The organism is Salinispora pacifica CNR114, from assembly GCF_000514775.1.
GTDB lineage: Bacteria > Actinomycetota > Actinomycetes > Mycobacteriales > Micromonosporaceae > Micromonospora > Micromonospora pacifica.
In genome coordinates this window covers 24,931-38,926 of the sequence record NZ_AZWO01000030.1, presented here as the reverse complement: position 1 = coordinate 38,926, position 13,996 = coordinate 24,931, and the positions used below count along the sequence as shown (strand labels likewise).

The following is a 13,996-nucleotide window of genomic DNA, read 5'->3' as shown; positions in this document are numbered from 1 at the left end:
CCATGGCGTCGCAGCCCACCCTGGCTGTGGTCGGGGCGACGGGCGCGGTTGGCACCATCCTGTGTGAGTTGCTCACCGGCCGGCGGAACGTCTGGGGCGAGATCCGACTCGTCGCCTCTCCCCGGTCGGTCGGGCAGCCGGTGTGTTGCCGGGGCGAGGAGCTGACCGTTCAGGCGCTCACCCCGGAGGTCTTCGACGGCGTTGACGTGGCGATATTCGACGTTCCGGACGCGGTCTCGGCCCAGTGGGCGCCGACCGCGGTCGACCGGGGCGCCGTCGTGGTGGACAACACCGCCGTGTTTCGTACCGAACACGATGTTCCGTTGGTGGTCCCCGAGATCAACCCGGAGCAGGTCCGGAACCGGCCGAGGGGCATCGTCGCCAACGCGACCTGCACGACCACCGCCATGATCGTCGCGGTGGCGCCACTGCACCGCGAGTACGGCCTGCGGGAGCTGGTGCTCTCGTCCTACCAGGCGGCATCCGATGTCGGGCAGGCCGGGGTGGACACTCTGCACCGCCAGCTCGTCAAGATCGTTGGAGACCGGGAGCTCGGCTCCCGTCCCGGAGATGTCCGGCAGGCGGTCGGGGACGACCTTGGCCCCTTCCCTGCACCCCTCGCACTGAACGTGGTGCCCTGGGCCGGGGTGCTCAGCGACGGCGGATGGTCCTCCGAAGAGGTGACCCTGCGTAACGATTCGCGCAAAATCCTCGACCTGCCCGATCTGAAGGTCACCGCCACCTGCGTCCGGGTACCCGTGGTCACCGGGCACTCGGTGGCGGTGCACGCCGTCTTCGGCACCGAGGTGGACGCCGAGGGGGCCGGTGAGGTGCTGCGCAACGCACCCGGCGTGATTCTGGTCGACGAACCGGCGGCCGGTGAGTTCCCCATGCCGATCGACGCCGTCGGCACCGACCCGTCCTGGGTCGGTCGCCTCCGCCGTGCCCTGGACGACCCCCGCGCGCTCGACTTCTTCGTGACCGGGGACAACCTCCGCAAGGGCGCCGCCCTGAACGCGGCGCAGATCGCCGAACTCCTGGCCGGCGAACTGACCCGGCGTTGACGTTTCAGGCGGCGGCCAGGCGTACGCCGTCGCGGCCCTCCCGTTTCACCCGGTAGAGCGCCTGGTCGGCGCGGTGGAGGGCGTGGCCGGCGGGCTCGTCCGGGTACGGGAGGGCGACGCCCACGCTGACGGTGCGGCCGATCCGGCGCGCCGCCGCGGTGAGGCGTTCGGCGACCCGGAGGGCCTCCTCGGGGCGGTTCACCTCGATCACCGCCGCGAATTCGTCGCCACCGGTCCGGTACAGCTCGTCGCCCTGGCGCAACGCGCCCTCCAACGCCCGCGCCAGCCCCACCAGCAGCCGGTCACCGGCCTGGTGGCCGTACGTGTCGTTGACGGTCTTGAAGCCGTCCACGTCGATCGCGAGCAGGGCGGTACGCCCGGGGGTGGCCGCCGCGATCCGCTCCCCGAACGGCCCGGTATGCCGCAACCCGGTCAACGGGTCGGAGCTGGCCCGCTCGCGGAGCCGGGCCACGGTCCGGAGCCGGTCCAGGGCGCTTCCGGTCTGGCTGGCGAGCAGCTCCAGCAGGTTGACGGTGGTCGGGTCGGGGCGGAGCCGCCGCGCGTCGGCGACCAGCAGTAGCCCGATGTCGTCGGTTGCGCGGACCGGTACCGCCACCAGCGTGCGGACCCCGGCCCGGGTCAGCGGAGCGTGGTCGTCGGTCGCCGGCGGTTCGGTCTCACCGAGGGTGTAACCGGCGCCGTAGCGGTGGGCCAGGTCGACCATCCGCCCCAGCGCCTCCGGGCCGGCCGCGGAGAGCGCGGCCCGGACCCGGGCCTCCAACTCGTCGGGGCGGGTGGTCGGCGCGCACAGCCGGGGCCCCGGCTGCCCGGCGAGCACCATAACGGCGGTGGAGAGCGTCGAGACGTCCCGCGCGGCCGTGCACGCCGCATGTCGCAGCTCCCGCTCGGTGTCGGCGGCGGCCAGCGCGGCGGCGTGCCGCAACAGCTCCTCGCTCCGGGTCTCCGCCGGCGGTCCGCCGAGCGCGGCGATCCGCGCGCCGAGCTGTTCCGCGAGGCGTTCGGCGGTGTCCCGCCACGCCGTCAGGTCCGCCGGTTGGCTCCAGATCAGGTCGAGGACGCCGACGGGTCGCCCCGCCGGCCCCGGCACCGGTACGCAGACCTCACCGGTGGCGTCGGGGCGGACCGGGAGGCGATCCGGGTCCGCGCCGAGGTCGGTGATGACCGCGGGGCGGCCGGTGGTGTGCACCTGACCGACGACGCCGGTAGCCGGCGGGACGGTCGAGAAGACCTGCCACGACCCGGTGGCCGCGATGCACCGGAGCCGGTCATGGACCTCCAGCAGCACCGAGACGGCGGCCGGGGTGGACTGGGCCAGGGTGGCGACGGTCCACTGACACGCCTGGGCGACGGTCGACGCCATCGGCAGGCGGGCCGTGCCGGCACAGATGATTTGATCGTGATCCACTCGCGTGTTGTCCCGGGTCGGAGGTGACCGGCCGCTGCCGGTGCCGGGTACCAGGGTAGCCAGCCGGTCGCGACACCCCGGTCTGCTCGATACGGCGGGCCAGCGGGCTACCCACTGTTGTTGAAGCTGTGGTCTACCGCCCGGTCGACTGGTGGCGGGAGCGATGAGAGGCTGGTGTCGGTGCTGGTGGCGTACCCGTCGCCGCCGGTGTCTGAATCCTGCCGATGGCGCGAAATGGTGGGCGTGCCTAGCCCGGATGTTTCCGCGCCGGTTCCACGAGGAGTTCCATGTCCATCCCTGGGATGCGTCGGGCCGCAATCGGCCTGACCGCGCTCGCTGTGGCCGCCTTCGGCGCGGTCGCGACCACCCCTGAAGCGGCGGACGCCGGCCGGAAGCCGGTCGACGTCACGCTGCTCGCGCTGAACGACTTCCACGGCAATCTGGAGCCGCCCGGTGGCTCCAGCGGCACGATCGAGGGCCAGCCCGCCGGCGGGGTCGAGTACCTGGCGACCCACCTGGCCGAGCTGCGTAAGGCCAGCAAGAAGAAGAACACCATCACGGTCGCCGCCGGGGACCTGATCGGCGCCTCGCCGCTGCTGTCGGCGGCCTTCCACGACGAGCCGACCATTGAGGCGTTGTCGCAGGCCGGGCTCGACTACGCGAGCGTCGGCAACCACGAGTTCGACGAGGGCTCCGACGAGCTGCTGCGGATTCAGCACGGCGGCTGCCACCCGGTCGACGGCTGCGCCGACGGCACCCCGTACCGGGGCGCCGACTTCCAGTACCTCGCCGCGAACTCCTTCGTGACCGAGACCGGCGAGCCGCTGCTGCCCCCGTACGCGATCCACCGGGTGCAGGGCGTCAAGATCGGTTTCATCGGAATGACCCTCGAGGGCACGCCGGACATCGTCAGCCCGGACGGCGTCGCCGGCCTGACCTTCGCCGACGAGGCGCGGACCGCCAACCGGTACGCGCGGGAACTGCGCCGTAAGGGCGTGGAGACCATCGTGGTGCTGCTGCACGAGGGCGGAAACCAGGCCGGCGCCGGTGGCATCAACGACTGCGTCGACTTCACCGGCCCGGTGGTCGACATCGTCAACCGGATGGACCGGTCCATCGACGTCGTCGTCAGCGGGCACACCCACCAGGCGTACAACTGCGAGGTCAACAACAAGCTGGTGACCAGCGCCAGCTCGTACGGCCGGCTGATCACCGACATCGACCTGAAGATCGATCGGCGGACCGGGGACGTGCTGCGGGCCACCGCCGAGAACCTGGTGGTCACCCGGGACGTCGCCGAGGACCCGGCCCAGACCGCGCTGATCGACCGGTACCAGACCGTCCTCGGCCCGGTCGCCGGCCGGGAGGTCGGCGAGACCACCGAGGCGATCACCCGGACGCAGGAGACCCTCTTCGACACCGTCCGCGGGGAGTCCCCGCTCGGGAACCTGATCGCCGACGCCCAGCTCTGGGCCAGCGAGGGGGACCAGAACGCGGTCGCCGCGTTCATGAACCCGGGCGGTGTCCGGGCCGACCTCGACGCCGGCCCGGTCACCTACGAGGAGGCGTTCACCACCCAACCGTTCACCAACAACCTGGTGACCCTCGACCTCACCGGCGAGCAGCTCTACTGCCTGCTGGAGCAGCAGTTCGTCACCGAGCGGGTGCTCTACCCGTCGGCCACGGTCCGGTACGTCGTCGATCCGGCCGGCGGCACCGCCCCGGCGGATGACCCCTGCGCCGGCACGCGTGTGGTCCGCGGCAGCCTGACCTTCGCCGACGTGCCGGTGGAGACCGACGGCACCTACCGGGTCACGGTGAACAACTTCCTGGCCGGCGGGGGCGACGGCTTCTCCGTCCTCACCGAGGGCACCAACCCGGCCACCGGCCAGATCGACCTGGACGCGCTGGTCGCGTACCTGACCGAGACCTCGCCGGTCTCCGCCCCGGCACTGGACCGGATCCGTACCACCGGGGAGGCCGGCCGCTGACGCCCCGCTTCCCAGCGAGAACAGGCCCCGGGAACGCCCGGGGCCTGTTCTCGTCCCGGCCCGGTGTTCCCCGCCGATCAGGGCGTGGTGGTGGCGAGTCGGTGGTTGAGGGCGGTGTGCCGGCGACCGGCGCCGACGGTACGGACCGCGGCGGCGAGGGCCCGGCGGGAGCCGACCAGAACAACGAGCTGTTTGGCGCGGGTGACCGCGGTGTAGAGCAGGTTGCGTTGCAGCATCATCCAGGCGCTGGTGGTCAGCGGGATGACGACGGCCGGGTATTCGGAGCCCTGCGAGCGGTGGATGGTCATGGCGTAGGCGTGCGCCAGCTCGTCCAGCTCGTCGAAGTCGTAGTCGATGCTCTCGTCCTCGTCGGTGCGGACGGTCAGGGTCTGCTCCTCGGTCGAGAGCTGGGTGACGATGCCGAGGGTGCCGTTGAAGACCCCCGCCTGCCCCTTGTCGTAGTTGTTACGAATTTGGGTGACTTTGTCGCCGATGCGGAACACCCGCCCGCCGGCACGCCGCTCCGGCTGCTCCTCCCGATGCGGGGTGAGTCGTTGCTGGAGCAGGGTGTTCAGCGCTCCCGAGCCGGCGGGGCCGCGGTGCATGGGGGTGAGGACCTGCACGTCCCGGCGGGGATCCAGGCGGAACTTGGCGGGGATCCGGGAGCAGGCGACATCGACGGTAAGGTCGGCGGTGGCCTCCGTGTCGTCGCAGGCGAAGAGGAAGAAATCCGGCAGGCCCTGGAGCAGGGGCGGGCGGCCGGCGTTGATCCGGTGCGCGTTGGTGACGACGCCGGACTGGGCGGCCTGGCGGAAGATCTGGGTCAACCGCACCCGCGGAATGGTGGGAGCGGCGAGCAGATCGCGCAACACCTCGCCGGCGCCGACGGAGGGAAGCTGGTCGACGTCGCCGACCAGCAGCAGGTGTGCGCCGGGTGGTACGGCCTTGACGAGCTTGTTGGCCAGGATGAGGTCGAGCATCGAGGCCTCGTCCACGACCAGCAGGTCAACGTCGAGGGGGTTGTCCCGGTCGTAGGAGGCATCCCCGCCCGGGCGTAGCTGCAACAGGCGGTGCACCGTGGCGGCGGGGTGCCCGGTCAGCTCGGAGAGGCGCTTGGCGGCCCGCCCGGTCGGGGCCACCAGCGTGACCTTGGCTTTCTTGGCGGCGGCCAGCTCGACGATCGAACGGACAGTGAAGCTCTTGCCGCACCCCGGCCCGCCGGTCAGCACCGCGACCTTCGAGGTCAGCGCGAGCCGGACCGCCTGCTCCTGCTCCGGGGCGAGGTCGTTGCCGGTACGCGCCTTCAGCCAGGTCAGAGCCTTGTCCCAGTCGACGCCCGCGAAGTGTGGCAACCGATCAGCCCCATCGCCGAGCAGGCGGAGCAGGCTGGTGGCGAGAGACCGCTCCGCCCGGTGGAACGGCACCAGGTACACCGCCCGGACCGGCTCCGCGTCGCCGCCCGGCAGTGACTCACGGACCACGCCCTCCTCGGCGACCAGGTCGTCCAGGCAACGGGTGACGAGGTCGGCCGGCACGTCGAGGATCTTCGTCGCGTCCGCGACCAGCTCCGGTTCGGGGAGGTAACAGTGGCCGTTGTCGGTGGCCTCGGAGAGCGTGTACTGCAACCCGGCCATGACCCGTTGCGGGCTGTCGTGCGGGATACCGACCGACCGGGCGATGGTGTCGGCGGTTTTGAAGCCGATGCCCCACACATCGGCCGCCAGCCGGTACGGCTCCTTCGTGACCACATCGGTGGCGGCGTCGCCGTACTGCTTGTAGATCCGTACCGCCAGCGAGGTCGAGACACCGACGCCCTGGAGGAAGACCATGACCTCTTTGATCGCCTTCTGTTCCTCCCACGCCGCGGTGATCTTCGCCGTGCGTTTCGGGCCCAGCCCCGGCACCTCCACCAGCCGGGCCGGCTCCTCCTCGATGATCCGCAGCGTCTCCAGGCCGAAATGGGCGACGATCCGCTCGGCGAACACCGGTCCGATGCCCTTCACCAAGCCCGAGCCGAGGTAGCGCTGAATGCCCTGGATCGTGGCCGGCAAGACCGTGGTGTAGGTGTCGACCTCGAACTGTCGGCCGTACCTGGGGTGCGAGGACCAGCGCCCGTGCAGCCGTAGGCTCTCCCCCGGCTGCGCGCCCAGCAGCGCGCCCACCACCGTCAACAGATCCCCACTGCGGTCGGTGGCGACCCGGGCCACGGTGTAGCCGGTCTCCTCGTTGACGTACGTGAGCCGCTCCAGCACCGCCTCGAGCGTCGCCAGGGCGGGACGGGGGGCAGCGGTCACGTCGGCCATCCTGCCGTACGCCAGTGGCGGCGCGGCGCTCCGGTCCGGGCGGGTTCTCCTATCCGAGGAGTTCCAGGCTCACGGCGGTGACGTCGCCGGCCTCGATGCTTTCCGCCTCGCGGACAGCTCGTTTGACGGGCAGCACGTAGCAGCTTCGCTGCTTGTCCGGAAAAATTGAGGTCGCCCAGGTGCTGCCACCGACCGTGACCCGGACCCGCAGCGAGCCGAAGCCACGCCGTGGCGGTCCGGACAGCTCCCGGATCTCCTCCGACAGGTCGATGGGGAGGCTGACGAAGGTCCAACTGTCCGCCCGCCGGGCACTCCAGCCCCACAGCTCGGCCTCGAAGGTGACGATCACGGGTCCAGCCTGACACGGCGGTCCGACACCGGTCGTCGCTCGGCACCCCGGGCGACCAGACCGGCACCGTCGCTCGGCATCCCGGGCGACCAGACCGGCGCCGTGGCGCAGGTCACCGACGCTACCGGCGGGCCGAGCCGAGCCGTGGTGCCTCGGGGGCCGTGTGGCTACTGTCGGGTCATGCCGCTGCGTTCGCACGAGGTCGAGCTGTTCGAGCACTCCAGGGCTCGGTTGGAGGCGATCGCCTACCGGCTGCTCGGTTCGGCGAGCGACGCCGAGGACGCGGTCCAGGAGACGTTTCTCCGGTGGCAGGCCACCGACCGGACCGTGGTTCGGACGCCCGAGGCGTGGCTGACGAAGGTGCTCACCAACCTCTGTCTCAACCAGCTCACCTCGGCGCGCGCCCGGCGCGAGAGGTACGTGGGCACCTGGCTGCCCGAGCCGTTGCTCCCCGGAGACCCGATGCTCGGCCCGGTCGACACCGTGGAGCAGCGGGAGTCGGTCTCGATGGCGGTGCTCGTCCTGCTGGAGCGGCTCTCGGCCAACGAGCGGGTGGTGTACGTGCTCCGGGCGGCGTTCGGTTACTCGCACGGTGAGATCGCCGAGTTCCTCGACCTCACCGAGTCGAACTGCCAACAGATCTACCGGCGGGCGAAGCAGCACATCAGCACCGACCGGGTCCGGGCGGAGGTGGACGCGACCAGCACGCGGAAGGTCGTCGAGGAGTTCCTTGTGGCCGCCACCAGTGGGGAGGTTCGGCGGCTCGTCGAGCTCCTGACCGCGGACGCGACGAGCGTCGGCGACGGTGGTGGCAAGGTTCCGGCCCGGACCACGCCGGTCGCCGGCGCGCTGGCGGTGGCGCGGTTCCTGCGCGGTCTCCTCGTTCCCACCAAAGTCAAACGAGACCGGATCGGCGGCCGACCTGCTGTCTATGCCGGCGTCGTCAACGGCGGGCCCGCGGTGGTGGTCGTGCTCGACGACCGGGTCGTCGCCGTCATGTCCCTGCACCTGACCGGGGAGGGCATCGCGGCCATCCATACCCAGGTCAACCCCGACAAGCTTGTCCGCGCCACCCACCGCTGGTCCGCGGCCGAGCCCGGCGAACCGCTCATCGAAGCCTGGTGACCCAGCTCACGGCGAACTCCTGTCAGTAACCGCGTCGCTGTCCGGTTCAGGAAGCGGACGCATCGAGACAGGAGTGAGATCATGAAGCACCGCATCGTCGTCCTCGGGGCCGGATACGCCGGAACCGCCGCCGCCGGACGTCTCGCCCGGCGGCTGCACCCCGACAGCGTCGAGATCACTGTCGTCAACGCCGAGGCCGAGTTCGTCGAGCGGGTCCGGCTGCACCAACTCGCGACCGGACAGCGCCTCGCCCACCGCCGACTGCGTGACATCTACGCGGGTACGGACGTGCGGCTACTCCTGGGGCGAGTCACCGCGGTTGACCTCGACCACAAGATCGTCACGTTGGTGGACCAGCAGGGCGCGGACGAGATCAGCTACGACACCCTCGTCTACGCCCTCGGTAGCACCGGTACTGACCACGGGGTTCCCGGTGTCGCCGCGCACGCCTACAACATCGCTGGAAGGGAGTCCGCGCTGCGGCTGCGCGACCGCCTGGTCCGCCTCGGCGCCGGCGGGAACATTCTGGTCGTTGGAGGTGGGCTGACCGGCCTCGAAGCTGCCACCGAGATCGCCGAGGCGCGGCCGGACCTCGCCGTCGCGATCGCCGCCCGCGGCGGCCTCGGTGACTGGCTGGACGTCGGGGCACGGCGTCACCTACGACGTGTTTGCGACCGGCTCGGCATCACCGTGCACGAGCACACGAACATCGCCGGGGTCGACGCGGCCAGCGCGGTCACCGGCGACGCCCGAACCATTCCGGCTCAGGTGACTGTCTGGACGGCGGGCTTCGCCGTTCACCCCATCGCCGCCGCCACGCCCCTTGAGCTTGCCGAGACTGGACAGATTCGGGTGGATGCCACCATGCGGGCGGTCTCGTACCCCGAGGTGTATGCGATCGGGGATGCCGCGTTCGCGGAGGGGCCTGGGGGTAAGCCGCTCCGGATGTCCTGCGCCACCGGGATTCCGATGGGGTGGCAGGCCGCCGACGCGATCGCTGCGCGCCTGACCGGCCGGGAGGTGCCGAAACTCGCGTTCCGCTACTTCAACCAGTGCGTCAGTCTCGGCCGGCGGGACGGGCTCATCCAGTTCGTGACCGCCGATGACCGCGCCAAGTCGTCTTTCCTCGCCGGAAGGATGGCAGCCCGGTACAAGGAAACGGTCTGCAAGGGAGCGGCCTGGAGCGTCCGCCACCCCACGTTGCTGCTGCCGACCCGCCGTTACCGCACCAGCCTGAGCGGGCCGTACGCATTGCGCTGAGCTGTGCGAAACAGACCACCGGTGCCCGGTCACCCGGCTCTCGGTGCGGCCTACGGCGTGGTGGGTCGTTGGGGGTTCGTGGCGCTTTGGCTACCGGTGCGTCTGTCCGCGGGCGGGTTGGATGCCGGTGGCTGTGGGATGGTCCGGTATGGCGGCGCGTTCGGGTGCGGCGATTGGGGGACCGACCAACTTGGTCAGTTCGGCGCTGAAGGCGTCGCCCACGGCCCGGATCTGGGCGCTGGCGCCATCGAGTTGGCTGGTGGCGCCATCGAGTTGGCTGGTGGCGCCGGCGACTGCGGCGAGGATGTTTCGTGCGATGGCGGCGAGGCGTTCGACCTGTTCGCGGTCGGCGGAGTATTGCTGACCTGCGCGGACGCGGTAGGCGTGAGCGGCTGCTTCCGCCTCGCGGCGTGCCTCGACGACGACGCGTTCGGCCTGGCTACGCGCGTCGGTCTGCATGCTGCGGGCGTGGGTTTTGGCATCGGCGATGAGTTGGTCGGCCTGTTGCTGGGCGGTGGCCAGGATGTTGATCGCCTCGCTGGAGAAGGCGCGTTGGCGGGCGGGTTCGGTGTCGATGTTCTGGTTGCGGAAGAAGTCGCGCAGCCGGTTGATTTCCGCGAGGTCGCGGGCGTGGATGGTGGTCCACCGTTGCACCTCCTCGGCCATTCGGGCGAGGAATGCCTCGACCTCGTCCGGGCGGTAGCCACGGCGACCGAGTGCGGTCTCGCGGAACCGCTGTCCCCGGACGTGTTCCGGGGACAGCGGTTGCCATCCGCGAGGTAGGGCTTGTTCCAGCCCGAGTTTAGGCTCGTCGCGGGTGTGGTTGGCGGTGTTCATCGTGCGTACACCTCGGCGCGGTCGGCCACCGTGACGGTGGCTACGGAGTCGGGGCGGTAGGGGTCGTTGGTACCGTCCTCGCTTCGAATCTGTTGCGGGGCGATACCAGCCTCGGCGAGACGCTCGCGGCTGGTGGCGACCATTTCGGCTGGACCGCAGACGTAGATGTCGTGCGTGTCCCAGCGGCCCATGCGTAGTGCGACGTCCACGGCGGTGCCACGGTGAACGCCGGCGGCGTGGGCATCGTGGGACAGGGTGGGGACGACGGTCAACCAGGGCATCTGCTGCGCCATGGATTCCAGGGCGGGTAGGTCGTAGAGGTCGCCACTCGTGCGACCGCCGACGACGAGGGTGACTCGTCGTCGGCCGCCCTCGGCGGCGAGTTGTTCGGTGAGTGCCTTCAGCGGAGCCAGGCCGGTGCCGCCGGCGAGCAGCAGGAGATCCCGACCGGAGTCCGGGTCCAGGGTCAGGCTGTGCCCGATGGGCGCGCCGACGCGGGTCTCGTCGCCGACGCGCAGCGACTGCACGATGGCGGTGGAGACCTCCCCACCTGGTACGGCCTTCACGTGTAGCTCAACCAACCCATCGCGGCGCGGAATGTTCGCCGGGGAGTAGTACCGCCAGAGGCGAAGCCGTGTCGGCACCTCGATCGCGCAGGACTGACCCGGCAGGTACCAGTAGGGCACGGGCTGGTCCACCTGCAGTCGGACCACCGCCACATCCAGGCCCCGGCGTTCGTGTTCGACAACCAGCGCTTTCCAGTACGGGGGCTCGTTGCGGGTGGCCTCCGCCGCGGCATCACACATGACCTGCGCGACGAGGCCGTACGCCTCAGTCCACCCGGCGGCCAGGTCGGCGTCCCAGTCCGGGCCGAGGAACTGGCTGAGGGTGGCCAGTAGCGCCTCCCCAACGGGCGGGTAGTGCTCGGGACGAACGTCGAAGCGTCGGTGGTCGCGGCCGAGCCCGCGTGCGAAAGGCAACATCACGTCTGGCTGACCAACACCGGCGACAATGCGTCCAAGCGCGGTGACCAGCCGATCCCGTTGGCCCGCCATGGACGCCGGGAAGAGTTGTCGCAGCTGCGGGTTACGCGTGAACAAAGCCGCGTAGAAGTAGGCCGGCACCGCATCACCATGCGCGACAACCCGCGCCCACGACGCTTGTAGCCGGTCAGGCTCCACTGTCACGTCGGCGAACCAACCGGTGCGGGATCGGAATCGGCGCTTACGATGGTGGCTTGTAGCGTGGTAAGGGTCTCGACCATTGCCGCGAGCACATCGGCGGGAGCATGTTCGATGTAAAGGCATGCGAGCAGGTAGTCGGCGACCGAGCGATACTGCGCATCCGTTATGGCAAGTGGTTGGTGCACTGTGGCAAGATCCTGACCGGTGTAGGCCTTGGGGCCGCCGAGGACCTGTGACAGCAACGCAGTCATGTGCCGTTTGAGTGGGACCAGGTCCTTGTCGTGGAAGGTCGGACGCAGCAGCGAGTCGTCCAGGATCAGCGTGTAGAGCCGGTCCACGACTCGCGTCACGGTTGACGCGCCGCCAATCCGGTCGTACATCGACTCGGCATTTTCGGGCTGCGTTGTTGTGGTCATATATCCGCCTTCAGTCTCAGACTTCGCGGGACCGGACGGGTGCCGGCAGGGAGGTGTTGGGGCGCGGCACCACCAGGTCCTGCGCACGCACTGCGGCCGTTCCCCGTTGTTTGGAATTTGCTTGCCTGGCAGTTTGAGTAGCGCCACCGTGAACTGCCACGGCACCACTTAGCAGGTGTTGCGTTTGTCGTCAACACTTGCTTTGTGTTGATCGATCTGCTCCAGCGACGATAGTCGCAGCCGACCAGACGTGTCTACGTCATAAATGCGGACAAAACTCTTCGTTTAGCCGATGCCGCTGGCCTTGGATGGAGCCGAAATACCGGCCGCTGTGGGCAGGGCTTTTGCATGTTTGGTCGGTGGTTTCTGAGCTGAGGGTCTTTCTGGTGCCTGGTCGCTGCGGAGGTGGTGGTACGGGTGGCTGCCCGGCCTCGCCTGGGGGTCCCCGGGCCGGTGCGGCCAGGCGGTGACCGGTGCGGCCGGGTGGGCTGCGACCATGCGGGCGGTCTCGTATCCACCACCCAGGGGTGGATGCGATCGGGGATGCCGCGTTCGCGGAGCGGCCTGGGGTGAGCCGCGCCGGATTCGCCGAAATCCTGGCCGGCTGGGGCCTCGGAACCGGCCAGGGCCGCCGACTGCGCGGCGATCGCGAAGCGCGGTGCGTCAGCCGCGGCGGGCGGCGTCGATCAGCTCGGTGACGGCGGCGGCAGCAGCGTCTGGCCGGCCGTGGCGGCGGGCGGCCTCCGCCAGGGCGTGACGACGCTGCGCGTCGTCCAGCAACGTCAAGAGTTCGGCGCGGAGCGCGGCGCCGGTGGCATCGCCGCCGGTGAGCATCCGCGCCGCGCCGGCCGCGGCGAGGTGCCGGGCGGTCTGCCGCTGCTCATCGCCGGAGGTCGGCACGAGTGGGATCAGGATTGCCGGTCGGCCCAACGCGGTCAGCTCGGCTACTGTGCCGGCGCCACTGCGCGCGACCACGATGTCGGCGGCGGCGAGCACGTCGGGCAGTTGCCCATGGATATAGTCCACGACGCGGTAGCGGGCCTGTAGGTGCGGCGGTAACTGCGCGGCGACCTGTCGCATGCGGTCCAGGCTGTGTTCCCCGCACTGGTGCAGCACCTGGCAGCGTTGCAGGACATCGGGGAGGACCTCGGCGATCATCTGGTTTACCTGCACCGCGCCCTGCGCCCCGCCGGTGACGAAGACCAGTGGCAGGTGCGGCTCCAGTCCGTAGGCGGCACGGCCGGCAGCCGGGTCTCCGGTGAGCATGTCGGGGCGGACCGGGTTGCCGGTGACCACCGCTCTGGCCTGCGCTCGCTTCGACAGGTTCGGCAACGAGGAGGTGTGGCTTAGCAGCACCCGGCGGGCGACCAGGGCGAGAATCCGGTTGGCCAGGCCCAGGTTGAGGGTTTGCTCGTGCATGACCAGGGGGCGCCGGGCCAGCCAGGCGGCCAGACCGATCGGGACGGAGACGTAGCCGCCGGTGGAGAGGACCACGTGCGGCCGGACCCGCAGTACGGTCGCCATGGCCTGCAGTACGCCGATCGGAATCCGGAACGCGTCGGTGATGTTGCGCCACAGCTCCTGACGGTTGGGGGACCGCCGTAACTTTCCGGTGGTGATGGCGCGGAAGGGTAGGCCCTCCTGCCGGGCGATCCTCGCCTCCAGTCCCTGCTCGACGCCGACCCAGAGAATGTCGGGCTCGGCGCCGGTTTCGGCGAGGCGGGCGCGGAGCGTTCGGATGGTCGTCAGTGCCGGATAGGTGTGCCCCCCGGTGCCGCCGCCGGTGACGATGATTCGCAAGCCGTGGAGCTGTCGAGCACTGTAGACGGCCATGCGTTCCCCTGTGCGGTGTCCGTCCGGCTCGGCGCGTCGAAGTGCTGGCATCCCTGCCGGCGAGCCAGGATGGACTGGGTGGGCGTTCTGACGTTGTGGTGGATCGACTATAACGTCAGCGAACCCCGTCGCTTCGTCGCCCGCCGCGCCGCCGCCGTGCTGCCCGCTGCCGGAGGATTGTCGGGTGCGGTGGCGGGTAGGTAACCAG

General features: G+C 70.3%; 12 protein-coding genes. 5 read left to right on the top strand and 7 right to left on the bottom strand.

All coding sequences use genetic code 11. The features are described from left to right. The first annotated feature begins 2 nt into the window (after window positions 1-2). Window positions 3-1,064 carry an aspartate-semialdehyde dehydrogenase gene (locus B118_RS0118270; RefSeq protein ID WP_018812386.1) on the top strand — a complete coding sequence of 354 codons (1,062 nt, stop codon included), beginning with the start codon at window positions 3-5 and terminating at the stop codon, window positions 1,062-1,064. 4 nt (window positions 1,065-1,068) lie between these two features. Here the strand turns inward: B118_RS0118270 and B118_RS0118265 are convergent, their stop codons facing one another. Next, window positions 1,069-2,490, bottom strand: a complete 1,422-nt coding sequence (locus B118_RS0118265) for a GGDEF domain-containing protein (protein WP_018221654.1) — start codon at window positions 2,488-2,490, stop codon at window positions 1,069-1,071. Between the two features lie 287 nt (window positions 2,491-2,777). On the opposite strand from B118_RS0118265, the gene B118_RS0118260 reads away from it, so the two are divergent. Beyond that, window positions 2,778-4,481 carry a bifunctional metallophosphatase/5'-nucleotidase gene (locus tag B118_RS0118260; RefSeq protein WP_026185518.1) on the top strand — a complete coding sequence of 568 codons (1,704 nt, stop codon included), beginning with the start codon at window positions 2,778-2,780 and terminating at the stop codon, window positions 4,479-4,481. 77 nt (window positions 4,482-4,558) lie between these two features. Here B118_RS0118260 and recD2 read toward each other — a convergent pair whose 3' ends face one another. Both recD2 and B118_RS0118250 read right to left on the bottom strand, forming a co-directional pair. Then, window positions 4,559-6,784: an SF1B family DNA helicase RecD2 gene (gene recD2, locus B118_RS0118255; RefSeq protein WP_018221652.1), complete on the bottom strand. Its 2,226-nt coding sequence runs from the start codon at window positions 6,782-6,784 to the stop codon at window positions 4,559-4,561. A 49-nt stretch (window positions 6,785-6,833) separates the two neighbouring features. Beyond that, window positions 6,834-7,133: a DUF1905 domain-containing protein gene (locus B118_RS0118250; protein ID WP_018828231.1), complete on the bottom strand. Its 300-nt coding sequence runs from the start codon at window positions 7,131-7,133 to the stop codon at window positions 6,834-6,836. 180 nt (window positions 7,134-7,313) lie between these two features. On the opposite strand from B118_RS0118250, the gene B118_RS0118240 reads away from it, so the two are divergent. Beyond that, window positions 7,314-8,258 (top strand): RNA polymerase sigma-70 factor, encoded by a 945-nt coding sequence (locus B118_RS0118240; RefSeq protein ID WP_026270901.1) that lies wholly within the window; start codon window positions 7,314-7,316, stop codon window positions 8,256-8,258. 81 nt (window positions 8,259-8,339) lie between these two features. Next, a complete protein-coding gene (locus B118_RS0118235) occupies window positions 8,340-9,518 on the top strand; it encodes an NAD(P)/FAD-dependent oxidoreductase (protein WP_018828233.1) in 1,179 nt (392 codons plus the stop codon). A 90-nt stretch (window positions 9,519-9,608) separates the two neighbouring features. Here the strand turns inward: B118_RS0118235 and B118_RS0118230 are convergent, their stop codons facing one another. From B118_RS0118230 to B118_RS0118215, 4 genes are all read right to left on the bottom strand, one after another. After that, the gene (locus tag B118_RS0118230) at window positions 9,609-10,355 is read right to left on the bottom strand and encodes a DivIVA domain-containing protein (RefSeq protein ID WP_027646227.1); all 747 of its coding nucleotides are present in this window, start codon (window positions 10,353-10,355) and stop codon (window positions 9,609-9,611) included. Continuing rightward, window positions 10,352-11,542, bottom strand: coding sequence for a globin domain-containing protein (locus B118_RS0118225; RefSeq protein WP_026185517.1), 1,191 nt, complete (start codon window positions 11,540-11,542; stop codon window positions 10,352-10,354). The genes B118_RS0118230 and B118_RS0118225 overlap by 4 nt, the downstream gene beginning before the upstream one ends. Further along, complete coding sequence (locus B118_RS0118220) at window positions 11,539-11,955, bottom strand: group I truncated hemoglobin (RefSeq protein ID WP_238324003.1); 417 nt, start codon at window positions 11,953-11,955, stop codon at window positions 11,539-11,541. Before B118_RS0118220 ends, B118_RS0118225 begins: the two co-directional genes overlap by 4 nt. A gap of 663 nt (window positions 11,956-12,618) precedes the next feature. Continuing rightward, complete coding sequence (locus B118_RS0118215) at window positions 12,619-13,788, bottom strand: UDP-N-acetylglucosamine--N-acetylmuramyl-(pentapeptide) pyrophosphoryl-undecaprenol N-acetylglucosamine transferase (protein WP_018221645.1); 1,170 nt, start codon at window positions 13,786-13,788, stop codon at window positions 12,619-12,621. Window positions 13,789-13,866: 78 nt separating this feature from the next. Here B118_RS0118215 and B118_RS33480 point away from each other — a divergent pair, with 78 nt between their 5' ends. Then, on the top strand, window positions 13,867-13,992 hold the full coding sequence (locus B118_RS33480; protein WP_269744919.1) for a hypothetical protein: 126 nt from the start codon (window positions 13,867-13,869) through the stop codon (window positions 13,990-13,992). Window positions 13,993-13,996 lie beyond the last annotated feature (4 nt).

What these genes read in the sequence shown, in the direction of transcription:
- B118_RS0118215 (WP_018221645.1), bottom strand. Translation starts at nt 13,788, where the DNA reads ATGGCCGTCTACAGTGCTCGACAGCTCCACGGCTTGCGAATCATCGTC.
- B118_RS0118270 (WP_018812386.1), top strand. Translation starts at nt 3, where the DNA reads ATGGCGTCGCAGCCCACCCTGGCTGTGGTCGGGGCGACGGGCGCGGTT.
- recD2 (WP_018221652.1), bottom strand. Translation starts at nt 6,784, where the DNA reads ATGGCCGACGTGACCGCTGCCCCCCGTCCCGCCCTGGCGACGCTCGAG.
- B118_RS0118230 (WP_027646227.1), bottom strand. Translation starts at nt 10,355, where the DNA reads ATGAACACCGCCAACCACACCCGCGACGAGCCTAAACTCGGGCTGGAA.
- B118_RS0118240 (WP_026270901.1), top strand. Translation starts at nt 7,314, where the DNA reads ATGCCGCTGCGTTCGCACGAGGTCGAGCTGTTCGAGCACTCCAGGGCT.
- B118_RS0118220 (WP_238324003.1), bottom strand. Translation starts at nt 11,955, where the DNA reads ATGACCACAACAACGCAGCCCGAAAATGCCGAGTCGATGTACGACCGG.
- B118_RS0118260 (WP_026185518.1), top strand. Translation starts at nt 2,778, where the DNA reads ATGTCCATCCCTGGGATGCGTCGGGCCGCAATCGGCCTGACCGCGCTC.
- B118_RS0118235 (WP_018828233.1), top strand. Translation starts at nt 8,340, where the DNA reads ATGAAGCACCGCATCGTCGTCCTCGGGGCCGGATACGCCGGAACCGCC.